The organism is Curtobacterium sp. PvP017 (assembly GCF_054060195.1).
In genome coordinates, this window is record NZ_JBSSCY010000005.1 from 18,439 (window position 1) to 39,992 (window position 21,554).

General features: G+C 71.0%; 18 protein-coding genes and 1 riboswitch. Of the genes, 11 read left to right on the forward strand and 7 right to left on the reverse strand.

Annotated features, from left to right (window positions below):
• Nucleotides 1-62 precede the first annotated feature (62 nt).
• The 4 genes from ACVKXF_RS11095 to ACVKXF_RS11110 form a co-directional block, all read right to left on the reverse strand.
• On the reverse strand, nucleotides 63-1,094 hold the full coding sequence (locus ACVKXF_RS11095; protein ID WP_456795735.1) for an aldo/keto reductase: 1,032 nt from the start codon (nucleotides 1,092-1,094) through the stop codon (nucleotides 63-65).
• A complete protein-coding gene (locus ACVKXF_RS11100) occupies nucleotides 1,091-1,657 on the reverse strand; it encodes a TIGR03086 family metal-binding protein (protein WP_396290537.1) in 567 nt (188 codons plus the stop codon). The genes ACVKXF_RS11095 and ACVKXF_RS11100 overlap by 4 nt, the downstream gene beginning before the upstream one ends.
• Before the next feature lie 639 nt (nucleotides 1,658-2,296).
• Entirely contained in the window at nucleotides 2,297-2,857 is a 561-nt protein-coding gene (locus tag ACVKXF_RS11105; protein ID WP_123313402.1) for a YceI family protein, read from the reverse strand.
• Between the two features lie 109 nt (nucleotides 2,858-2,966).
• Nucleotides 2,967-3,524, reverse strand: coding sequence for a hypothetical protein (locus ACVKXF_RS11110; protein WP_456795737.1), 558 nt, complete (start codon nucleotides 3,522-3,524; stop codon nucleotides 2,967-2,969).
• 33 nt (nucleotides 3,525-3,557) lie between these two features.
• Between ACVKXF_RS11110 and ACVKXF_RS11115 the strand changes: the two genes are divergently transcribed.
• The 9 genes from ACVKXF_RS11115 (at nucleotide 3,558) to ACVKXF_RS11155 (ending at nucleotide 13,641) form a co-directional block, all read left to right on the forward strand.
• Entirely contained in the window at nucleotides 3,558-3,713 is a 156-nt protein-coding gene (locus ACVKXF_RS11115; protein ID WP_456795738.1) for a hypothetical protein, read from the forward strand.
• Nucleotides 3,714-4,387: 674 nt separating this feature from the next.
• Entirely contained in the window at nucleotides 4,388-5,392 is a 1,005-nt protein-coding gene (locus ACVKXF_RS11120) for an aldo/keto reductase family protein (RefSeq protein ID WP_456795739.1), read from the forward strand.
• 293 nt (nucleotides 5,393-5,685) lie between these two features.
• On the forward strand, nucleotides 5,686-6,156 hold the full coding sequence (locus ACVKXF_RS11125) for a GtrA family protein (protein ID WP_260233104.1): 471 nt from the start codon (nucleotides 5,686-5,688) through the stop codon (nucleotides 6,154-6,156).
• Nucleotides 6,153-7,745 (forward strand): glycosyltransferase, encoded by a 1,593-nt coding sequence (locus ACVKXF_RS11130; RefSeq protein ID WP_456795740.1) that lies wholly within the window; start codon nucleotides 6,153-6,155, stop codon nucleotides 7,743-7,745. The genes ACVKXF_RS11125 and ACVKXF_RS11130 overlap by 4 nt, the downstream gene beginning before the upstream one ends.
• Nucleotides 7,742-9,730 carry an ArnT family glycosyltransferase gene (locus ACVKXF_RS11135; protein WP_456795741.1) on the forward strand — a complete coding sequence of 663 codons (1,989 nt, stop codon included), beginning with the start codon at nucleotides 7,742-7,744 and terminating at the stop codon, nucleotides 9,728-9,730. Before ACVKXF_RS11130 ends, ACVKXF_RS11135 begins: the two co-directional genes overlap by 4 nt.
• A 296-nt stretch (nucleotides 9,731-10,026) precedes the next feature.
• Nucleotides 10,027-10,851, forward strand: coding sequence for a DUF4397 domain-containing protein (locus ACVKXF_RS11140; RefSeq protein ID WP_456795742.1), 825 nt, complete (start codon nucleotides 10,027-10,029; stop codon nucleotides 10,849-10,851).
• A 101-nt stretch (nucleotides 10,852-10,952) separates the two neighbouring features.
• The gene (locus ACVKXF_RS11145) at nucleotides 10,953-12,107 is read left to right on the forward strand and encodes a glycosyl hydrolase family 8 (RefSeq protein WP_456795743.1); all 1,155 of its coding nucleotides are present in this window, start codon (nucleotides 10,953-10,955) and stop codon (nucleotides 12,105-12,107) included.
• Nucleotides 12,104-12,802 carry a class F sortase gene (locus tag ACVKXF_RS11150; RefSeq protein WP_456795744.1) on the forward strand — a complete coding sequence of 233 codons (699 nt, stop codon included), beginning with the start codon at nucleotides 12,104-12,106 and terminating at the stop codon, nucleotides 12,800-12,802. The genes ACVKXF_RS11145 and ACVKXF_RS11150 overlap by 4 nt, the downstream gene beginning before the upstream one ends.
• A gap of 44 nt (nucleotides 12,803-12,846) precedes the next feature.
• Nucleotides 12,847-13,641, forward strand: coding sequence for a polyprenol monophosphomannose synthase (locus tag ACVKXF_RS11155; RefSeq protein WP_123313409.1), 795 nt, complete (start codon nucleotides 12,847-12,849; stop codon nucleotides 13,639-13,641).
• Nucleotides 13,642-13,770: 129 nt separating this feature from the next.
• Here ACVKXF_RS11155 and treZ read toward each other — a convergent pair whose 3' ends face one another.
• From treZ to glgX, 3 genes are read right to left on the reverse strand one after another with little or no spacing between them, the layout of a single operon-like run.
• The gene (treZ, locus tag ACVKXF_RS11160) at nucleotides 13,771-15,525 is read right to left on the reverse strand and encodes a malto-oligosyltrehalose trehalohydrolase (protein ID WP_456795745.1); all 1,755 of its coding nucleotides are present in this window, start codon (nucleotides 15,523-15,525) and stop codon (nucleotides 13,771-13,773) included.
• Complete coding sequence (gene treY, locus ACVKXF_RS11165) at nucleotides 15,522-18,026, reverse strand: malto-oligosyltrehalose synthase (RefSeq protein WP_456795746.1); 2,505 nt, start codon at nucleotides 18,024-18,026, stop codon at nucleotides 15,522-15,524. The genes treZ and treY overlap by 4 nt, the downstream gene beginning before the upstream one ends.
• Complete coding sequence (gene glgX / locus ACVKXF_RS11170; RefSeq protein WP_456795747.1) at nucleotides 18,023-20,257, reverse strand: glycogen debranching protein GlgX; 2,235 nt, start codon at nucleotides 20,255-20,257, stop codon at nucleotides 18,023-18,025. The genes treY and glgX overlap by 4 nt, the downstream gene beginning before the upstream one ends.
• 129 nt (nucleotides 20,258-20,386) lie before the next feature.
• Between glgX and ACVKXF_RS11175 the strand changes: the two genes are divergently transcribed.
• Together ACVKXF_RS11175 and ACVKXF_RS11180 are read left to right on the forward strand one after the other, a co-directional pair.
• Nucleotides 20,387-20,707: a hypothetical protein gene (locus tag ACVKXF_RS11175; protein ID WP_222660132.1), complete on the forward strand. Its 321-nt coding sequence runs from the start codon at nucleotides 20,387-20,389 to the stop codon at nucleotides 20,705-20,707.
• 98 nt (nucleotides 20,708-20,805) lie between these two features.
• Nucleotides 20,806-20,917: riboswitch (TPP riboswitch) on the forward strand.
• Complete coding sequence (locus tag ACVKXF_RS11180) at nucleotides 20,913-21,551, forward strand: ECF transporter S component (protein ID WP_123313414.1); 639 nt, start codon at nucleotides 20,913-20,915, stop codon at nucleotides 21,549-21,551. Its footprint overlaps the riboswitch before it by 5 nt.
• The last annotated feature ends 3 nt before the right edge of the window (nucleotides 21,552-21,554 follow it).

The window sequence follows — 21,554 nt, forward strand, 5'->3', positions numbered from 1 at the left end:
GGAGACGGACGGGAGGCCCGTGACCAGCTGGTCACGGGCCTCCCGTCCGCCTGGTGGGGGCGTCAGAAACCGGACGGCACCCGGGGCGTGTACGCGGACTCGAGTCGCGTCACCTCGTCGTCGGTCAGCGTGATCGCGGCGGCCGCGACCGCGTCGTCGATGTGGTGCTCCTTCGTCGCACCGACGATCGGCGCGCTCACCGCGGGCTTGCCCGCGACCCACGCCAGCGCGATCTGCGCCATGCTCACGCCGCGGTCGCTCGCGATGGACTCGACGGCTCCCACGATCGCGCGGTTCGCTTCCTCGTCCTGCCGGTAGAGCGTCTTGCCGAACTCGTCGGTGCTCGCGCGCGACCCGGAGCCGTCGGCGTCCCACGGGCGGGTGACCTTGCCGCGGGCGAGGGGGCTCCACGGGATCACGCCGACGCCGGTCGCGTGCGCGAACGGGTGCATCTCGCGCTCCTCCTCGCGCTCGAGCAGGTTGTACTGGTCCTGCATGGCGACGAACTTCGTCCAACCGTGCAGCTCGGCGGCGTGCTGCATCTGCGCGAACTGCCACGTCCACATGCTGCTCGCGCCGAGGTACCGGGCCTTGCCGGCCTTCACGACGTCGTGCAGGGCCTCCATCGTCTCCTCGACCGGCGTGACCGGGTCGAAACGGTGGATCTGGTACAGGTCGACGTAGTCCGTGCCGAGCCGGGTCAGCGAGGCGTCGATCTCGTGCATGATCGCGGCGCGGGACAGCCCGGCGCCGTTCCGACCCGGACGCATCCGGTTGAAGACCTTCGTGAAGACCTGGACGTCCTCGCGCGGCGCGAGCTCCTTGAGGAGCGTGCCGGTGATCTCCTCGCTCGAGCCGTCGGAGTACACGTTCGCCGTGTCGAAGGTGGTGATGCCGGCGTCGAACGCGCGGCGCACGAAGGGGCGGGCCTCGTCGATGCCGACGCTCCAGGCGTGCGAGCCGCGGTCGGGGGCGCCGTAGGACATCATGCCGAGGATCACGGTGCTGATCTCGAGGCCGGAGGCGCCGAGGCGGGTGGTCTCCGCGGGTGCTGCGTCTGCCGGTGCTGCGTTGCTCGCTGCTGCGTTGCTCATGCGCTCACCTTGGCATCGCGGCCTGTGACGGCGAGCAGACGGACCTGGAGCGGAGCGTCGTCGTCGACGTCGACCGGGGCGGCGTAGAGGCCGGTGGCGGCGAGGTCCTCGATCTGCGGCTCGAAGTACTCCCACACCGCCTGCACGAGCTCGTCCGGCAGCGACTCGTCCGTGCCGGTCGCCCGCGCCAGGTCCCACGTGTGGATCGTGATGTCGCTGGTCTGCTCGGTGAGGTACTGGCCAGCCGGGACGACGTCGGTGCTGAGGTGCACGGGGGTGTCCTGCGGGGCGTTCCGCCAGGCGTCGGTCGCGGCGGTCGCGAAGCGCTGCCACTCGGACACGAGGTCGTCGCCGATGGCCTCGAGGTCGGCTTCGGCCTGCGCGTAGTCGCATCCGGTGAGGAGCTTCGGGATCCAGCGCTGCTCGTCGACCACGTGGGTGACGAGGTCGCGGGTGGTCCACTCGGAGTCGGGGGTGGCGGCGTCCCAGTCCGTCACGGCGGCGACGCGGCGGCCGAACTCGGCTGCCGCGAGGGCCTGCATCGCGATCCAGTCGGTGGCCATGGTGGTGCTCCTGTTCGTCGGGCTGGCGTGCGGTGCTTCGTGCGTGCGTGCGTGCGTGCGTGTTGTGGTGCGTGTTGTGGTGCGTGTTGGGGTAACTCGTGGGGCTCGGTGCGGATTCCCGCGCGTGCGGGGCGTGTGGGTGCCCGCTGCCCAACGCTACGCCGCCGCCGGCCCCCGGGCGTCGTGCGCGCGGGGCGTCGCCCGCTCGCCTGCTGCCGAGCGGGCGAAATGCCGGCGTCGTGCGCGAGCCCGGTGCCGAGCGGGCGAAATGCTGGCGTCGTGCGCGAGCCCACCGGGCGTTTCCGCCCGCTCACGCGCGGGGGAGCGCCCGGTACCCGACGTGCGCGCTGCACCCGAAGTGCGCGCTGCACCCGACCGGAGTCCTGGCCGGCGACGGCTGGGCGAGCGGGCGAAATGTCCGGGCAGAGCTCGAACGAAGGCGGGTATTTCGCCCGTTCGCGGTGGGACGCGGTGGGACCCGGCGGGACGCGGCGCGGCGTACGGCGACGGTGCTCGCTGCACGCCCGAAGCCACGGCGGGGACGACGAACGCCCCGGCTCCGTGGGGAGCCGGGGCGTGTGTCTCGGGTTCGGGTCGTGCTGTTCGGTGCCCTCAGTCAGGCAACGAGGCCGAGGGGACTCAGGCCGCCTGGAGGACGAACTGGACGTCGAGGTTGATCGTCACGTCGTTGCCGAGCGTGAAGCCGCCGGCCTCGAGCGCTGCGTTCCAGTTCACACCGAACTCGGTGCGGTCGATCTTGGTGGTCGCCTCGGCGCCGAACTTGACCTGGCCGTAGCCATCGGTCGTGAAGCCACCGAGCTCGGCCTTGAGGACGACCGGCTTGGTGACGCCACGCAGGGTCAGGTCGCCGGCGATGTGCAGGTCGTCGCCCTTGGTCTCGATGCCCGTCGAGCGGAAGGTGAGCTGCGGGTGCTCTTCGGTGAGGAAGAAGTCGCTCGTCTTGAGGTGCTGGTCGCGCTGCTCCTGGCCGGTGTTGATCGACGCGACGTCGATGTTCGCCTCGACGGTCGACTCGAGGGGGTTCTCGGCGGTGACGACGGTGGCGTCGAAGGTCTCGAACTTGCCCTTGACCTTGCTGATGGCGAGGTGGCGGACCGAGAAGGTGACCTCGGAGTGGGTGGGGTCGATCTTCCAGGTGCCGGTCTGGTAGCCGGGGATGGTCGTGGCGGTGAGCGTCATGGTGGTCCTTCTTCCGAACGAGAGTCTGTGGTGCGACGCGATCCATGCGCCTGCATCAACCTGGTACTACGCCAGTGTGCACCCTTTTGGTTGAAGCGTCAACCATTGTTCACCGAAGTGTCGCAAGGCGGCGGTCGTGCGGTGCCCGGTACCCGACGTCCAGGAGGCGGCGTGCGCGCTGCACGAAGCGGTCGATCCCGCGGCCGACGTCGTCCGCGGTGGCGCGGACCAACCACCAATCGACGTCCTTCAAGCGCTCGCCACGGGTGAGGTCCTTCCGGAAGGTGGCCGGATCGGTGCGGTGCAGATCGCTCTCGTACTCGATCGCCACCCGAGCAGCGGGGTAGGCGAGGTCAACGCATGCGATCCATCTGCCGTCCACGACCACGTCGTGGTTCAGGGCGGGCTCCGGGAGTCCGTGGCGCACGAGCGCCAGCCGGGCCCTGGTCTCGCCCGGCGAACGTGAGCCGGGCCTGATCTCGGCGAGCGCGCGGCGGAGCTTGACGACGCCCCGGAGCCCGCGCCGCCGACTGACTGCCCGGACGAGTTCGTCGGCCGTCGCCCATCCGAGCCACCCGACGAGGGCGTCGCCGGCGATGATCAGTTCGTCGAGCGTCAACATCGTGCCGAGGGCGACGAAGGTGTCTGCGGGGGTGGTCAGCCGCACACCCCGGCTTCGGGTCGCACGGACCCTGCCGTGGTGGGCGCGGTGTCCGACGGCACCTCGGACGCGAAGCGCCTGATCGGCCCCGATCGTCGTGACGTGGAGTCGTGGCGTGCCCTCGAACCGGCGGGGGAGCGGGATACCGAGGATCGCGGCGGCAGTGAGGTGGCTGAATACCTGGTCGGGGCGTAGTCGGGGAGCCAGTGCTCGGGCGCGTTCGTCGACCGTTCGCGGCGGAACCGCTGAGCGGATGCCGTGGAACGGGCGAACGAGGTCACGCGCATCGAGGCGGCCGCGGGACACCCCTCGGTGCAGTGCGTCACGGACGCGGAACGAGGCGTCCCGCAGCGCCAACGGGAGTCGGCGTCTGGCGGTCATCTCCACATCGTGCAGCCGAGCGGGCACGGCGGAGGTGGGTCGTGCCTCCTGTGTGGACGGCCCGCGGTGCTGTTGCCCTTGTGGAGGAGTCGCGCCGCTGCCCGAGCGGGCGGAACACCAGGGTCCTGTTGCCTGGCGACCGCGGCATTTCGCCCGCTCGCGGGGGCGAGCACCGGCGCGAACCGCCGCGCTGCCCGCCGAAAGTCGGCGGAGCGGTCGTGACCGGGAAGGGCGGCGCCACGATGTCGGCCATCGGGGAGGGCGCCGCGGCCACCAGATCGGCGATGACGCGAGCGGGCGGTTTGCCAGGGTGTCGCGGCCGGGCACCCCGGCATTTCGCCCGCTCGCGGAGATGGCCGCACGCCGCACGCCGTACGCCCCGCACGCCCCGCACGCCCCGTACGCCCCGCACGCCGGGCGCACGGCCGCGCCCGGCAGGCACTCGCGGGGCCCCTCAGGTGTCGGCGGCCTCCAGTAGCGTCGGAGCCATGGAATTCAGGTACCTGGGCAACTCCGGACTCAAGATCTCCGAGATCACCTACGGCAACTGGCTGACGCACGGCTCGCAGGTCGAGAACGACGTCGCCTCCCAGTGCGTGCGGGCAGCGCTCGACGCCGGCATCACCACCTTCGACACCGCGGACACGTACGCCAACACCGCAGCCGAGACCGTCCTCGGCGAAGCACTCAAGGGCGAGCGGCGTGCGGGTCTCGAGGTCTTCACCAAGGTCTACTGGCCCACCGGCCCCAAGCAGCACAACGACGTCGGACTCTCCCGCAAGCACATCCTCGAGTCGATCGACGGCTCGCTCGGCCGCCTGCAGACCGACTACGTCGACCTGTACCAGGCGCACCGGTACGACCACGAGACGCCGCTCGAAGAGACCATGCAGGCCTTCGCGGACGTCGTCCGCCAGGGCAAGGCGCTCTACATCGGGGTCAGCGAGTGGAACGCCGAGCAGATCCGCGCCGGCGCTGCCCTCGCGAAGGAGCTCGGGTTCCAGCTCATCTCGAACCAGCCGCAGTACTCGATGCTGTGGCGGGTCATCGAGGGTGAGGTCGTCCCCGCCTCGAAGCAGCTCGGCCTGTCGCAGATCGTCTGGTCGCCCATCGCGCAGGGCGTGCTGACCGGCAAGTACAAGCCGGGTCAGCCGCTGCCCGAGGGCTCGCGTGCCACGGACGAGAAGGGCGGTGCGGACATGATCAAGCGGTTCATGCGCGACGAGGTCCTCGAGGCCGTGCAGCGCCTGCAGCCCGTCGCCGACCAGGCCGGCCTCACCCTCGCGCAGCTCGCGATCGCGTGGACGCTGCAGAACGACAACGTCGCCAGCGCCATCGTCGGTGCCTCGCGTCCGGAGCAGGTCACGGACAACGTCAAGGCAGCGGGCGTCACGCTCGACGCCGACGCGCTCGCAGCCATCGACGAGGCCCTGGGTGACCTCCCGGAGCGCGACGCGGCCAAGACCGTGTCCCCGGCGCAGCGTCCCGCCTGAGACGCGACCCACCATCGGACGGGAGGCCCGTGGCGACGCCGCCACGGGCCTCCCGTCCGTCGTGGACCCAGCCCACTACACGACGGACGGTGATCCTGCCGGTCGCAGTCCGCGGAACGCGCCTGACGACGCGTCTGCGTGCCCCGTGTGAACAGCACGTGTCGTGGAACTGGCAGAGGCCTGAGTAAGCCCGTACCCCACCCAAACCGCAGTCCCGTTACCCCCGAATCGGGGGCATGACCCGAACTGATACCCCCGTTCTGGTGTCACCCGACACCGGTACGGTGCCGACCGTGCGACCCGGCACGGTCCGGCGCCTGCTCGCCACCGCGAGGCAACTCGCGTCGTTCGGCACGATCGGTGCCGTCTGCTTCGTCATCGACCTGGGGCTCTACAACCTGCTGCGCGCCACCGTCATGCCCGACGGTCCCATCGCCGCGAAGATCGTGTCGGCCGTCGTGTCGACCGCCGTGGCGTGGATCGGCAACCGCTTCATCACGTTCCGCGCCGAGCGCCAGACCGGCCGCCGCGAGACCGTGCGCGAGGGGCTGCTCTTCGCTGCCACGAACCTGATCGGGCTCGGCATCGCCGCGGCCTGCCTGTTCGTCTCGCACTACGTCCTCGGGTTCACCTCGACCCTCGCCGACAACGTCGCCGGCAACGGCGTCGGCCTCGTGCTCGGAACCGCCTTCCGGTTCGCCGCGTACAAAGCCCTCGTCTTCCGTTCCACCGATGCTCGTCGCACGAAGGGGTTCGCCGCATGACCATCTCCGCCACGCTGCTGACGGCCGCAGGGCCGCTGCTCCAGCCGAACGAGGGAACCGCTCCGACGAGCGTCCCGAACCGTGGGACCACCGACGTCCCGACCGGAGGCTCCGGCGCCGTCCAGCAGGCCGCATGGTCGCTGGGCGAGTGGATCGGCTACTCCGCTCTCATCGCCATCTCCGTGCTCCTGACGATCGTCGCGCTCACCACGTTGTGGTGGATGCTGCACGCCTGGCGCTCGCGGGACGCACTGAAGTCGACGAGCTTCAGCCAGACCCCGCGCCCGGCCGCGCACCGCTTCACCCTGCTGGTGCCCGGGCGGCACGAGCAGGAGGTCATGGGCCAGACGCTCGACATGCTCGCGAAGCAGGACCACCCGGACTTCGAGATCATCGCGATCGTCGGCGAGGACGACCCGGAGACGGACGCCGTCGTGCGCGCCGCCGCCGCGCGCCACCCCGAGCTGATCCGCGTGGTCGTCGACGACACGCTGCCGAAGAACAAGCCGAAGGCGATGAACCTGGCGCTCCAGTACGCGACCGGTGACGTCGTCGGCGTGTTCGACGCCGAGGACGAGGTCTACCCGCACCTGCTGACCCTGGTGGACTCGCGGTTCCAGGAGACCGGCGCCGACGTGGTGCAGGGCGGCGTGCAGCTGATGAACTTCAAGTCCAGCTGGTGGTCCCTCCGGAACGTCCTGGAGTACTACTTCTGGTTCCGTTCGCGCCTGCACTTCCACGCCGGCTCGAAGTTCATCCCGCTCGGTGGCAACACCGTCTTCGTGACGAAGGAACGCCTCGACTGGTCGAACGGCTGGGACGCGCACTGCCTCGCCGAGGACTGCGAGCTCGGTGTCCGTCTGTCCGCCGACGGCGCGAAGGTCGTCGTCGCGTACAGCCCCGAGGCCGTCACCCGCGAGGAGACCCCGCCGACCTTCGCCTCACTGCTCAAGCAGCGGACGCGCTGGAACCAGGGCTTCCTGCAGGTGCTCGGCAAGGGGGAGTGGAAGAAGCTGCCCTCGTTCCGCCAGCGCTTCTTCGCGCGCTACATGCTGACCATGCCGTTCATCCAGGCGGCCACCGGTCTGCTCATCCCGCTGAGCGTCCTGATGATCCTGTTCGTCAAGGTGCCGACGGCGATCGCCCTGGTGTCGTTCATCCCGGTGGCACCGACGCTCATGCTGCTGGCCGTCGAGGTCGTGGGCCTCAACGAGTTCGGTCGCATCTACAAGGAGAAGGTCCGCTTCCGGGACTACGTGAAGCTCGTGCTCGGTCTCGTGCCGTACCAAGTCTTCCTCGCCGCAGCGGCCGTCCGGGCCGTCGTCCGCCACGCCAAGGGGCAGAACGGCTGGGAGAAGACGGAGCACACGGGCCAGCACCGGAACGCCGAGCAGCCGGCCGAGGTCGTCGGCTTCGCGTCGGACCTGAGCAACGCCGGCGTCACGGACGGTTCGTCGGCCGCGGCGGGCTCTGCCGCTGGTTCCGCGTCCGCCGGTTCCGCATCCGCCGGTTCCGCCGGTTCCGCTGGCTCCGCTGGCTCCGCTTCCGAGCGTGAGCTCGCCGGCACGACCACCGGAGGGACCCGATGAGCGCCAGCATCACCAACACCACCGGCATCCCGATCCGCGGTGCCGCCGCCGGGGACCACACCGGCATCAGCGCCTGGTTCCGCCGACACGCTGCGAGCCTGACCTGGCTGCTGCCGGTCGTCGCGATCACCGTCATCGTGCAGGCGTGGAACATGTCCGGCACCCCCCAGCGGATCGACGACGAGGGCACGTACACCGCGCAGGCCTGGGCGATCATGCACCTCGGCGAGATCACGCACTACACCTACTGGTACGACCACCCGCCGCTCGGCTGGATCCAGATCGCCGGCTACACCGGTCTCACCGGGGCGTTCGCGCGCTACCCGTTCGCCGTCGAGGCCGGCCGCGAGGCGATGGTCTTCTTCTCCGCCGTCTCGAGCATCCTGCTGTTCGTCCTGGCCCGCCGCCTCGGTGCCGGCCGGATCACCGCAGCCGCAGCCGGTCTCGTCTTCGCGCTGTCGCCGCTCGCCCTGCAGTACCACCGCACGGTCTACATCGACAACGTCGCGACGCCGTGGCTGCTCGCCGCGTTCGTCCTCGTGCTCAGCCGTCGCCAGCAGCTCGCCGGGTTCGCCGGAGCAGCTGCGTGCCTCGGCATCGCGGTGCTCTCGAAGGAGACGTACCTGCTCGCCCTGCCGTTCCTCATCTGGATGGCGGTCCGCCGTGCCGACCGGAGCACCCGCCGGTACACGCTCAGCGTCGCCGGGGCCGTCCTCGTCATCATCGGCGGCGGGTACCTGCTGCTCGCCGCGGTCAAGGGCGAGCTGTTGCCGGGCAGCGGTCGGGTCAGCCTGTTCGAGGGCATCACCTACCAGCTCGGCTCGCGCTCGGCATCGGGTTCGCTGTTCGACCCGGGCAGCCTGGCCAACGCCGCCGCGTCGCAGTGGTGGGCGCTCGACCCGGTGTTCATCGTGCTCGGCTCGGCCGCCGCGGTCGTGGGGCTCTTCCTGCGCCGGGTCCGTCCGATCGCCGCGATGCTCGTCTTCCTGCTCGCGATGATGTTCCGCCCGAACGGGTACCTGCCGGTGCCGTACGTCATCATGCTCATCCCGTTCGCCGCCCTGCTGGCCGCGTACACGGCCGAGCGTGCCGTCCTGTCGATCGCCGGTCGGGTCCGTACCCGTACCCGCCTCGGCACCGGGACCCGTCGTGGTCTCGGCATCACCTGGGCCGTCACCACCGCAGTCGCACTCGTTGTGGCGGTGCCGCTCTGGGGAACACAGCTGCGCGGCTTCGTCCTGGGCAACCTCGACCTGCCGATGCAGCAGGCCGAGCAGTGGGTCGGGGACAACGTCTCGAAGTCCTCCCGACTGCTGGTGGACGACGCCATGTGGGTCGACCTCGTCGAGGACGGCTTCGCCCGGAACAACGTGGTCTGGTACTACAAGCTCGACACCGACGGAGCCGTGGAGCGCCAGTCGCCCAACGGGTGGAAGGACTCGGACTACGTCATCACGACGGACTCCATGCGGACCGGCGGCAACTCGTCGTCCGACGTCCGCCAGGCGATCGAGAACTCGACGGCCGTCGCGACCTTCGGCTCCGGCGACCAGCAGGTCGAGGTCCGACGCATCCACGCCGAGGGGCGGACCGCCGCGCAGACCGCGATCACCCGGGCCAGCGACCTGCGGAAGACCATGGGCACCGAGCTGGCGTCGAACCCGGCGCTCCGGGCCGACGACGGCACGAAATCGCAGTTCCGTGCGGGTCAGGTCGACTCGCGGGCGATGATCGCGCTCGGCCAGGTGCTCGCCGACCAGGACGTCCGCGTCGACCGGTTCACGCCGCGCACGGGCGAGACCGGCCAGCCGTTCCGCACCGCCGTCCTGCACACCAGTGACGTCGCCTCGGCCGAGCGTGTGGCCGCGACCCTCGACGCGATGTCCGAGTCGTTCCGGCCGGCGTCGGTCGAGCGTGAAGGCGAGCGGCTCACCGTCACCTACACCCCGGCGGACCCGACGACGACCGCGACGAGCGCCTCGTGACGCGCGCGGCCGATGCCCGGGCCGCGCAGCGGTTCACCGAGCGGGCGAAACACCCGGGTGCGCCGCGCGCGGACCCCGGCATTCCGCCCGCTCGCGGAGTGGCACGTGGGGGCGCTCGAGGGGCGGGTCGCGCCACCTCCACCCGCGGGTTCGCCGAGCGGGCGAAACACCCGGGTGCGCCGCGCGCGGACCCCGGCATTTCGCCCGCTCGCGGGGTGGCCACTCGCGCCACCCGCGCCACCCGCGCCACCCCGGAACCGAACACGACCAGCACCACGACCCGAAGGAGCACGACCATGACCGCACACACCCAGCGACGCCGCACCGTCGTCGTCGGCGCACTCGCAGCGACCCTCGTCGCCGCGACCGTCGGACTCGCAGCACCCCAGACCGCCACCGCCGCCACCACCACCGACGAGGGCTGGCTCCGCGTCGGCCACCTCTCGCCCGACACGAAGAGCGTCGACGTCGAGCTGTCCAGCCTGTCCGGCGGCAAGACGGTCTTCGAACTCGACGACGTCACCTACGGCCAGGTCAGCAAGTACCAGGAACTCCCGGTCGGCACCTACGTGCTGTCGATGCGGGCCTCCGACGCTCCGGACTCCACGCCGGTGATCTCCACCGACGTGCAGGTCGACAAGGGCGACGCGAGCACGGTCGTCGCCTACGGCAAGAACACCGACCTCAAGACGACGGCGTTCACCGACGACCTGCAGCAGCCGGGCGACGGCAAGGCGAAGCTCCGGCTGGTCCAGGCCGCCACCACGGCGAAGCAGGTCGACGTGAGCACCTCCGAGGGCACCGCCATCGCCGAGGGCGCGGAGTTCGGCACCGCCACCAAGTACGCCACGGTCGACTCCGGCAAGTGGACGCTCGACGTCTCCGGCAGCGGCCAGCAGGGCACCGCCAGCGTCGACCTCGCCGGCAACACCGTCTCCACCCTGTTCGTCCTCGACGACAGCAAGGGTGACCTGACGGTCGTGCCGGTGACGGACGCAGCGGCCACCGCCGCGACCCCGACCGGCGGCGTGCAGACGGGTGGCGGCGGCGCAGCCGCCGACCGCCCGATGACGGAGGCCGTCCACGCGGCCGTCGCAGCGCTCCGCTCGCTGTACCGCTGACGCCCTGGCCGGGCGGCCCGGATCACGTGCGCCGACACGCTCACGCGATCCGGGCCTCCCGGTCAGGGCCCCGCTCACCATCCACGGAAAGGCAGGCCAGCATGACCCGCAGGACCTGGATACCCGTCACCGCCGCGGCGGCGGTGATCGTCGCCGTCGGCGTCGCGCTCATCGCAGTGCGCCCGTGGGGGCAGGACACCGAAGCCTCGAGCGGCTCGGTCGCCACGCCGACCTCGACCAGCGCGCCCGACGCGGCGCGCTCCCCGAAAGAGCTCCGCACGGAGTTCCTGGACCGCTACGTGCAGGACGGCCGCGTCGTCCGCACCGACCAGGGCGACGACACCGTCAGCGAAGGGCAGGCCTACGGGCTGCTCATCGCGTTCGCGAACGGCGACCGCGACCGGTTCGACGACATCTGGAAGTGGACGAAGACGCACATGCTGACCGACGACGACCTGCTCGCCTGGCGTTGGACGCCGGACGACGGTGTCGCCGACGAGCAGCCGGCGAGCGACGCCGACCTCGACGCCGCGCGGGCCCTGGTGCTCGCCGGAGACGCCTGGGGCGAGGACCGCTACACGGCAGCCGGCACGCGCATCGCGTCGGCGATCCTGGAGCACGAGACCGCGACCACGGAACTCGGCACGATCCTGCTGCCCGGGCCGTGGGCGGACTCCGAGCCCTACCGCTACAACGCCTCGTACGCGTCGCCGGCAGCCTTCGCGGTGCTGGCGAAGGCCACGGGCGACGACCGGTGGACCGCGCTGAACCGCGGTTCCCGAGCGGTGACGACGGCCGTGCTCGACGAGTCGCAGCTGCCGAGCGACTGGTCGCAGGTGCACGCCGACGGTACCGTCGACCCGATGCCCGCGACCGGCGGGGACCAGCGCGTGCTGTACGGCTACGACGCGATGCGGACGCCCGTCCGCTACGCGGAGGCCTGCTCCGCCGACGATCGCGCCCTCGCCGGTTCGCTCGCCCCGACCCTGCGCCGGACGACGCAGCTCGCGGCCCAGCTCGACCTCGGCGGGACCGCCGTGACCGAGGACACGAACGCGCTGGCGTACACCGCCAGGGCCGCGGCCGAGCACGCAGCCGGGTCCTCCGGTGCGGCTGCCGACGACCTGGAGCGGGCAGACCGCACGGCGGCCACCACGCCGACCTACTACGGGGACGCCTGGGCCGCCCTCGGCGCGACCATGCTCACCTCGGACGTGCTCGGCGGTTGTGCGACGACGGCCGGAGGTGCATCGTGACCGGCCGGCGGTCCGCCGGGCGCGGTCCCGCGGTCCGGCGTCGTGGTGTGGTGATCGGGGCCGTCCTGGCCGCGGTCGTCCTGGGCGGCGGCGTCACGGGTGTGGCCCTCGCGTCGACCGTCGGCAGCGACGGGTCGGGTGGGCGTGCCGGCTCGGCGCCGTCGAGTCCGGCGTCGGGGTCTGCTCCTGCGTCTGCCGGCTCGGGCACCGAGGGGTTCCAGGACCCGGCAGCGCCCGCTGCCCGTTCCTCGGCGACCCCCGTCAGCGTCTCGATCCCCGCGATCGGCGTGCAGTCGGACCTCGAGGACCTGCACCGCGGCTCCGCCGGTGAGCTCGACCCGCCCGTCGACTGGGACAGTGCGGGCTGGTTCAGCGACGGCATCGTCCCCGGTGAGGTCGGCCCGGCCGTGATCGCCGGCCACGTGGACAGCCCGACGAGCGCCGCGGTGTTCTTCCGCCTCGACGAACTGGTCGCCGGTGACGAGATCCACGTCGTGATGTCCGACGGCACCACCCGCACCTTCACCGTCGACCGCTCGGAACGCGCCGCCAAGTCGGCGTTCCCGACGAGCGACGTCTACGGCACCACCCCGACCGCCCAACTCCGACTGATCACCTGCGACGGCGTGTTCGACACCGCCACCGGGCACTACACGGACAATCTGATCGTGTTCGCAGACCTCTCGTCGGACTGACCCACGACCGACCGATACATTCGATGTGGAGCACGAGGAGCACCATGAGCGAGACCCTGGTCATCATCCCGACCTACGACGAGGCGGAGAACGTCCGTCCCATCGTCGAGCGCACGCTCGCGGCCACCGACGACAGCGTCCACGTGCTGGTCGTCGACGACAACTCGCCCGACGGCACCGGTGACATCGCCGACGCGATCGCGAGCGAGAGCGACCGGGTGCACGTGATGCACCGCACGGTGAAGGACGGTCTCGGCGGCGCGTACCTGTCCGGCTTCGCGTGGGGCCTCGAGCACGGGTACGCCAAGCTCGTCGAGATGGACGCCGACGGCTCGCACCATCCCGAGTACCTGCCGTGGATGCTCGAGCTCGCCGACACGAACGACCTGGTGCTCGGGTCCCGCTGGATCAAGGGCGGGAAGGTGGAGAACTGGCCCTGGTACCGCGAACTGCTGTCCCGCGGCGGCAACCTCTACACCCGCCTGGCCCTCGGCATCGCGGTCCGCGACGCCACCGGCGGGTTCCGGGTCTTCACCTCGCGGGCGTTCGAGCGGATCGACCTGGCGGGTGTGGCGTCGAAGGGCTACTGCTTCCAGGTCGACTTGTGCTGGCGTGCCCTCGAGGCCGGTCTGCGCGTCGTGGAGACCCCGATCACGTTCACCGAGCGGGAGTTCGGCGTCTCGAAGATGAGCGGCAACATCGTGCGTGAGAGCCTCGCCCTCGTGACGAAGTGGGGCATCGACCGCCGCATCCGCGAGACCCGTTCCCTGGTCAAGGACCACCGGAAGCTGCCGTCCGTGCGGAAGAACGCACACGCTGTCGCCGACCACGCCGCCTGACCCGCGGCGGCGGCGCACGGCGTCGGCGTTGGTACCGCGAAAGCGACAGTGTCCCGCGAACCCGTTCGCGGGACACTGTCGCTTTCGCGGATCGGACCCCCGTGGGCAGCCCGGACGACAGCGCAGCGACTAGCGCAGCACGACCACGCCTCGCCCGCGGAACCGCACGCAGTCCGTCGCGACCTCGGCCGCACCGAAGCGGTAGAGCTCCTCGCCGGTGGCACCGGGGACCGGCACCTCGGCAGCGTCGTCGAGGAAGTTCACCACGACGTGCACCGGTGCGACGTCGGGCCCGAGCAGCCCGCGTGTGAGCACCAGCCACCGCCGGTCCTCACTGAACCGCACGGCGTTCGCCTCGTACCGGTGGTCGACGAAGGCCTGGTCGGTCCGCCGCAGGGCGACGAGCACCCGGTAGGCACGCAGGATCGCCGCGCCCCGCTCGGAACTGACGTCGGCCCAGTCGAGCTTGGAGTTCGTGAACGTCGTCGGGTCCTGCGGGTCCGGCACGGCGGATTCGTCCCACCCGTGCTCGGCGAACTCGGCGATGCGCCCCTCGGCGGTCGCCGTGCCGAGCTCGGGCTCCGGGTGCGAGGTGAAGAACTGCCACGGTGTCGTCGCGGCGAACTCCTCGCCCATGAACAGCATGGGCGTGAAGGGCCCGAGCAGGGTCAGCGCCGCCGCGATGACGAGGCCCTCGTCGTCGAGCGTCGCCGCCAGACGATCGCCCGCCGCGCGGTTGCCGATCTGGTCGTGGTTCTGGTTCGTGACGACCAGGGCCGTCGCCGGCGAGGTGCCGCGGTCGATCGGTTGCCCGTGCCGCCGGCCACGGAACGACGACCACGTGCCGTCGTGGAAGAACCCGTGGTCGAGCACCTTCGCGAGCGCCGACAGCGGTGCGAAGTCGGCGTAGTAGCCGTTCGTCTCACCCGTCAGCGCGACGTGCACGGCGTGGTGGAAGTCGTCGGACCACTGCCCGGAGAGTCCGTACCCGGCGGCTTCACGCGGGCGGAACATCACGGGGTCGTTGAGGTCCGACTCGGCGATCAGGGACAGCGGACGACCGACGAAGGCGCCGTACGCGTCCGTCTCGTCGGCCATCTCGGCCAGCACGTGCGGTCGGGTGGTGTCGCGGATCGCGTGCACGGCGTCGAGCCGGAGCCCGTCGACGTGGTGGTCGCGGAACCACATGCGCACGTTGTCGAGGACGTACCGACGGACCTCGGGGTGCTCCACGTTCACCGAGTCGCCCCACGTGTTCGCGAGGCCCTGCACCAGGTACGGCCCGTACAGCGGCAGGTAGTTGCCGCTCGGACCGAGGTGGTTGTAGACGACGTCCTGGATGACGCCGAGGCCGAGCGAGTGCGCGGTGTCGACGAAGCGGTCGTACGCGTCCGGGCCGCCGTACGGCGCGTGCACCGCGAACCACGCGACGCCGTCGTAGCCCCAGTTCCACTCGCCGTTCACACCGTTGACGGGCAGCAGTTCGACGAACTCGACTCCGAGCTCGACCAGGTGGTCGAGCTTCTGCGCGGCTGCGTCGAGGGTGCCCTCCGGCGTGAACGTGCCGACGTGCATCTCGTAGATGACGGCACCGCGGGCCGGGCGTCCGGTCCACGACTCGTCGGTCCACGCGAAGCGCGCCGGGTCGACCACTGCCGAGGTGCCGTGCACGCCGTCCGGTTGGAAGCGACTGCGGGGGTCGGGTCGGACCGCGTCGTCGTCGCCGAGGCGGAACCCGTAGCGGGCACCGACGACCGGCATGATCGCGTCGGTCGACCACCAGTCGTCGTCGCCCCGGGTCAGCGGGTACTCGACGTCGTCGACGACCAGCCGGACACGGTCCGGCTCGGGCGCCCAGACGGCGTAGCGGTCGGGTGCGGTCATGCGTGACCCTCCAGGATGTCGATCTCGGCTTGTGCGTCGGACTCGGTGGTCGCCGGGGCGGTTCCGGCGGTCGACCGGGAGGCCCGTTCCGCGTCGGACGCGTCGGTCACCGTGTCGGCGTGGCCGGGTTCCCCGACCGTGGCGGCCGGGACGAGCAGCGCGACCGGGTACGTGGTGAGCAGGTCCGCGAGCGCGATGCCCCGGCTGGCCGGGAACGACCTGCCGGTGAGCAGGTCGACCCGATCGACGGGGACGGCGTGCACGAGGGTGTCGCCCCAGCCGCCGACCCGTTCGAGGCCGATCGGCAGTCGCGTGGCGACCGTCACGGCACCACCGCGGTCGAACGCGACGACGTGGTCCGCCGCGCTGCCCGTCGCCTCGAGCGCGAGGTACCGCGTGAAGAGCTCGGGGTGGTCGCGGCGGAGACGGAGCGCACGCGCGGTCACGAGGAGCTTCGCAGCGCCGTCGATCCCGATCGCGGGCAGGTCCTCGGGGCCGTCGTCGTCCGGGCCGTCGATCTCGGCGAGGACGTGGCGCCGTTCGGCGTAGTCCACCGCACGGCGGTTGTCGGGGTCGACGAGGGAACGGTCCCAGAACTCGGTGCCCTGGTAGACGTCGGGGACGCCGGGCGCCGTGAGCTGCACGAGCTTCTGCGCGAGCCCGTTCGACCACCCGGCCGCGTCGATCCGCTCGTCGAGGGCATCGAGCACGGCCACCACCGCGGGCTCGTCGAACGCCGCGTCGACGAGCGCGTGCATGCGCTCCTCGAACGCCGTGTCCGGCTCGGTCCAGGTCGTGCTGTCGCCGGCTTCGCGCGACGCCTTCTCGGCGTAGGCGTGCAGCCGCTCGCGACTCGCGGGCCGGGCACCGACGATGGCCTGCCAGAGCAGGTCCGCGAACACGCGGTCCTCGAGCGGGACGAGGGACTGCAACCGGTCGAGGGTGTCGGCCCACTCGCTGCCGAGCTCGGCCAGGACCGCGATGCGTGCCCGGGTGTCCTCGCTGCGCTTCGTGTCGTGGGTGGTGAGCGTCGTCATGGTGTGCGGCCAGCTGCCGAGCCGATCGCGCTGCGCCTGGTGGAAGTCGGCCACGGACACAGCGAACACGCTCGGATCGCCGCCGACCTCGCTCAGGGACGTCAGGCGGGACGTGCGGTAGAACGCCGTGTCCTCGACGCCCTTGGCCATCACCATGCCGCTCGTCTGCTGCAGGCGGACGGCGGCGGCGTTCTCCGGGTCGACGAGCGCCGGGGCGATGCGGTCGATGACGTCGTCGAGGTCCGGGCGGGCCTCGGCAGCGCGTTCGAGCGCGGCGATGAGGTGGTGCGCGCCCTCGGGCAGGTAGGTGCGGTACACGTCGAACGACGCGACGACCTCGGCGAGGGCGTCCACGAGTCGTTCGTGCGTGATCGCGTCCGCCCCGGCAGCGACCGGAGCGAGGAGGCGGGCGAGCCGCTCGACCTCGCTGCCGAGGATCCCGTCGGCGATGCCGCGACGGGTGTCGTGCGTGAGCTGCTGCCAGTCGGCCGGTTCCGCTCCGGACGCGGCCGTCAGCGTCGGTTCGCCCGCGGGGTCGACGAGCACGCGGTCCAGGATGCCCAGGGCGTCGTACCCGGTGGTGCCGTCGACGGGCCACGAGCTCGGCAGTTCCTCGCCGGGCTCGAGGATCTTCTCGACGAGGGTGTACGCGCCGCCGGTCAGCTCGGCGAGGTCCTGCAGGTACCCGGCGGGGTCGTACAGCCCGTCCGGGTGGTCGATGCGCAGGCCGTCGACGAGGCCGTCGCGGAACCAGGCTCCGATGACGCCGTGCGAGGCCGCGAAGACCTCGGGCTCCTCGACTCGGATCGCCGCGAGCGTGTTCACCGCGAAGAACCGGCGGTAGTTGAGCTCGTGGTCGGCGCGCTTCCAGTGCACGAACGCGTAGTGCTGCAGCTCGTGCACGGCCTCGACCGAGTCGCCCGGGTGGGCGGTGCCGGGCGCGGTCGGGTAGGCGGTCTCACCGACCCGCAGCACCGGGCGTTCCGGGTCGGACGTGTCGAGCGACACGGCGTCGAGCAGCCGGTCGTCGAGGACCGGCACCCGGACCTTGCCGTCGCCGGCGTCCCAGTCGACGTCGAACGCCCACGCGACGGGGGAGCCCTGGCCGAGTTCGAGCAGGGACCACCACCACGGGTTGATCTCCGGGGTGGCGACCCCGACGTGGTTCGGGACGACGTCGACCAGCACGCCGAGGCCGACGGCGTGCGCGGCCTCGGCGAGGACCCGGAGGGCCTCGTCACCGCCGCGGTCGGTGTCGACGTGCGTGTGGTCGACGACGTCGTAGCCGTGGTTCGAGCCGGGTTCCGACTGCAGGACGGGCGACAGGTACAGCCAGTCGGCGCCGAGGTCGTGCACGTAGTCGACGAGGTCGCGTGCTGCGGCCAGGTCGAAGTCCGCGGAGACCTGCAGCCGGTACGTCGAGACCGGGACGCGACGCCCGGCTCCCGGTGCCTCGGCGCTCATCGTGCGGTACCGCTCGGCGCGGTGGAGCCGGCGGGGTTCGCCGGGGTGACGGCGTCCTGCGGGGACCGGAGCTCCGGATCGCCCTCGTGGTGCTGGACCTCGACCGGCGCGGCGGAGACCTCGTGGTTCGGCTCGGCGCGGAGGACGATCATCGACCGGGCGGGGACGTCGAGCGGCGTGCCGGCGTCGATGACCTCGTCGCGGGCGCCGGGCTCGGCGGTGTCGATGCGGACCGTCCACCCCGGTGCGTACTCCTCGGGCGGCAGCGTGAAGGTCACGACGTCGTCGTGGGCGTTGAAGTACGTGATGAACGCCACGTCGGTGACACGCTCACCGCGGGAGTCGCGCCCACGGATCCCGTCGCCGTTCAGGTACATGCCGACGCTCTTGCCGAAGCCGGAGTCCCAGTCCTCCGGCGACATGGCCTCGCCGTCGGGGGTGAGCCACACCACGTCGGGCAGCGGCTCGTCCTGGCCGCGGCGGACCGGGCGCCCGTTGAAGTACCGGGTGCGGCGGAACGTCGGGTGGTCGTGGCGGAGCTTCACGACGTCGGCCGTGAACTGGACGAGGTCGTCGTCCGCGGTCTCCCAGTCGATCCAGCTGAGCTCGGAGTCCTGCGCGTAGACGTTGTTGTTGCCGGACTGCGAACGGCCGAGCTCGTCACCGTGGGCGATCATCGGCACGCCCTGGCTGAGGAGCAGCGTCGCAAGGAAGTTCCGGCGTCGCTGCAGCCGCAGGGCGTTCACGGCCTCGTCGTCGGTCGGACCCTCGGCGCCGGAGTTCCAGGACCGGTTGTGGCTCTCGCCGTCGTTGTTGTCCTCGCCGTTGGCCTCGTTGTGCTTCTCGTTGTAGGCGACGAGGTCGTACAGCGTGAAGCCGTCGTGCGCGGTGATGAAGTTGATGCTCGCCTTGGGCGTGCGGCCGTCGTGCTCGTACAGGTCGGCCGAGCCGGAGATGCGGGAGGCGAACTCGCCGAGCGTGGACGACTCACCCCGCCAGAAGTCGCGCACGGTGTCGCGGTACTTGCCGTTCCACTCCGACCACTGGGGAGGGAAGTTTCCGACCTGGTAGCCGCCGGGGCCGACGTCCCAGGGCTCGGCGATGAGCTTGACCTGCGACACGATCGGGTCCTGCTGCACGAGCTCGAAGAACGCGGACAGCCGGTCGACCTCGTAGAACTCACGGGCGAGCGCCGAGGCGAGGTCGAAGCGGAAGCCGTCGACGTGCATCTCGGTCACCCAGTAGCGCAGCGAGTCGAGGATGAGCTGCAGCGAGTGCGGGTGCCCGACGTTGAGCGAGTTCCCGGTGCCCGTGTAGTCCATGTAGAACTTCTTGTCGTCGTCGACCAGGCGGTAGTACGCCGCGTTGTCGATGCCGCGGAACGACAGTGTCGGTCCGAGGTGGTTGCCCTCGGCGGTGTGGTTGTAGACGACGTCGAGCACGACCTCGATGCCGGCGCGGTGGAGTTCCCGCACCATGGTCTTGAACTCCTGCACCTGCTGCCCCTGGTCGCCCGAGGACGAGTACGAGGAGTGCGGCGCGAAGAAGCCGATGGTGTTGTAGCCCCAGTAGTTCGACAGCCCCTTGTCCTGCAGGGTGGAGTCGTTCACGAACTGGTGCACGGGCATGAGCTCGAGCGTCGTGATGCCGAGTCGCTGCAGGTGCTCGATGACCGCGGGGTGGGAGACGCCGGCGTAGGTGCCGCGCTGCTCCTCCGGCACGTCGGGGTGGGTCTCGGTGAGGCCCTTGACGTGTGCTTCGTAGATCACGGTCTCGCCGTAGGGCGTGCGCGGTGCGCGGTCGCCCTGCCAGTCGAAGAACGGGTTGATCACGACGCCCTTCATCATGTGCGCCGCAGAGTCGTCGTCGTTCGTCGAGTCAGGGTCGCCGAACGTGTACGCGAAGAGTGACTGGTCCCAGTCGATCTCGCCGCTCGTCGCCTTGGCGTAGGGGTCGAGCAGGAGCTTCGACGGGTTGCAGCGTGCACCGCTGTCGGGGTCGTACGGGCCGTGGACACGGAAGCCGTACTCCTGCCCGGGGCCGATGTTCGGCAGGTAGGCGTGCCAGACGTAGGCGTCGACCTCGACGAGGGGGATGCACTCTTCGTTGCCGTCGGTGTCGAACAGACAGAGTTCGACGCGCTCGGCGACCTCGCTGAAGAGCGCGAAGTTCGTGCCGCTTCCGTCGTAGGTCGCCCCGAGCGGGTACGGGTTGCCGGGCCAGGTGTGCAAACGGTCCTCCAGGTGATGGTCGCGCCAACATATCGGTGACGCCCGTCCGCGTCCGCAGACAAGCCCCAGCTGTGCACCCCTGCGCGCGTGGCCCGCCCTGTGGAGGAACGGACGAGTAGCGTCGCGCGCATGGCCAACATCGTCACGCAGATCGCAGACAAGGTACGCCCGATCGGCGTCTCCACGAACTACGGGGACCCCGTCGAGGTCGGAGACCAGACCCTCATCCCGGTGTCCCTCGGCTGGTTCGGCTTCGGGGGCGGCGGGGACGACGAGAACGGCGGCGGTGGTGGCGGCGGCGCGTCGATCCCGGTCGGCGCGTACGTCCGTCGCCCCGGCAAGGACCTCGAGTTCGAGCCGAACCTCATCTCGCTCGTCGCCGTCAGCATCCCGCTCGTCTGGGTGACCGGCACCGTGCTCCGGAAACTGGTGCGCGTCCTGAAGAAGTAGCGACGATCGGACGGGAGGCCCGTGACGGACCCGCCACGGGCCTCCCGTCCGATCCGTGGTCGCGACCCGTCATGTGGTCGCGACCACGTCTAGACTGCTGGGACACACACGGGAGTCCGGGACCGCCGGGCTGAGAGGGAGCGAGTGGCGCTCCGACCGTCGAACCTGATCCGGATCATGCCGGCGCAGGGAGGAGTCCAGCACCATGTCTTCTGGCACGTCATCTACCGTCCACACCGCCCCGCGGCGATCGCTGCGCTGGCGGGTCGTCGACATCGTCGTCGCGAGCGTGCTCGCGGTGGCACTCGGCGTCGTCTTCCGGCTCTGGGAGTTCGGCTACGAACCCATCAGTGCCGTCATGGACCTCGTCCTGCCGGGGACGAAAGCGCTGTTCGGCGGCGTATGGCTGCTCGCTGGCCCACTCGTCGCCATCGTCGTCCGCAAGCCCGGCGCCGCACTCTACGGTGAGATGGTCGCCGCGTCCGTCGAGGCACTATTCGGCACCCAGTGGGGCTGGCTGACGCTCGAGGCCGGGCTCGTCCAGGGCCTCGGAGCCGAGATCGTCCTCGCCCTGTTCCTGTACCGCGTGTACCGGCTGCCGGTCGTCGTCCTGGCGGGCGCCGCGGCCGGCCTCGCGCTCGGCATCAACGACACCGTGCTGTGGTACCCCGGCCTCGACGCCGCGTTCAAGATCGTCTACGTCGTCTGCGCGGTCATCTCGGGCGCGGTGATCGCGGGTGCCGGTTCGTGGTTGCTCGTCCGCGCACTCGCCCGCACCGGCGTGCTGTCCTCGTTCGCGGCGGGTCGCGAACACAGTCGGCGTCGGCCGCGCGAACTGGTGTGACGG

Bases quoted from the DNA above. Each gene is read 5' to 3' on its own strand.
- ACVKXF_RS11095 (WP_456795735.1), bottom strand. From the start codon at position 1,094: ATGAGCAACGCAGCAGCGAGCAACGCAGCACCGGCAGACGCAGCACCC.
- ACVKXF_RS11100 (WP_396290537.1), bottom strand. From the start codon at position 1,657: ATGGCCACCGACTGGATCGCGATGCAGGCCCTCGCGGCAGCCGAGTTC.
- ACVKXF_RS11105 (WP_123313402.1), bottom strand. From the start codon at position 2,857: ATGACGCTCACCGCCACGACCATCCCCGGCTACCAGACCGGCACCTGG.
- ACVKXF_RS11120 (WP_456795739.1), top strand. From the start codon at position 4,388: ATGGAATTCAGGTACCTGGGCAACTCCGGACTCAAGATCTCCGAGATC.
- ACVKXF_RS11130 (WP_456795740.1), top strand. From the start codon at position 6,153: ATGACCATCTCCGCCACGCTGCTGACGGCCGCAGGGCCGCTGCTCCAG.
- ACVKXF_RS11135 (WP_456795741.1), top strand. From the start codon at position 7,742: ATGAGCGCCAGCATCACCAACACCACCGGCATCCCGATCCGCGGTGCC.
- ACVKXF_RS11140 (WP_456795742.1), top strand. From the start codon at position 10,027: ATGACCGCACACACCCAGCGACGCCGCACCGTCGTCGTCGGCGCACTC.
- ACVKXF_RS11145 (WP_456795743.1), top strand. From the start codon at position 10,953: ATGACCCGCAGGACCTGGATACCCGTCACCGCCGCGGCGGCGGTGATC.
- ACVKXF_RS11155 (WP_123313409.1), top strand. From the start codon at position 12,847: ATGAGCGAGACCCTGGTCATCATCCCGACCTACGACGAGGCGGAGAAC.
- treZ (WP_456795745.1), bottom strand. From the start codon at position 15,525: ATGACCGCACCCGACCGCTACGCCGTCTGGGCGCCCGAGCCGGACCGT.
- treY (WP_456795746.1), bottom strand. From the start codon at position 18,026: ATGAGCGCCGAGGCACCGGGAGCCGGGCGTCGCGTCCCGGTCTCGACG.
- ACVKXF_RS11175 (WP_222660132.1), top strand. From the start codon at position 20,387: ATGGCCAACATCGTCACGCAGATCGCAGACAAGGTACGCCCGATCGGC.
- ACVKXF_RS11180 (WP_123313414.1), top strand. From the start codon at position 20,913: ATGTCTTCTGGCACGTCATCTACCGTCCACACCGCCCCGCGGCGATCG.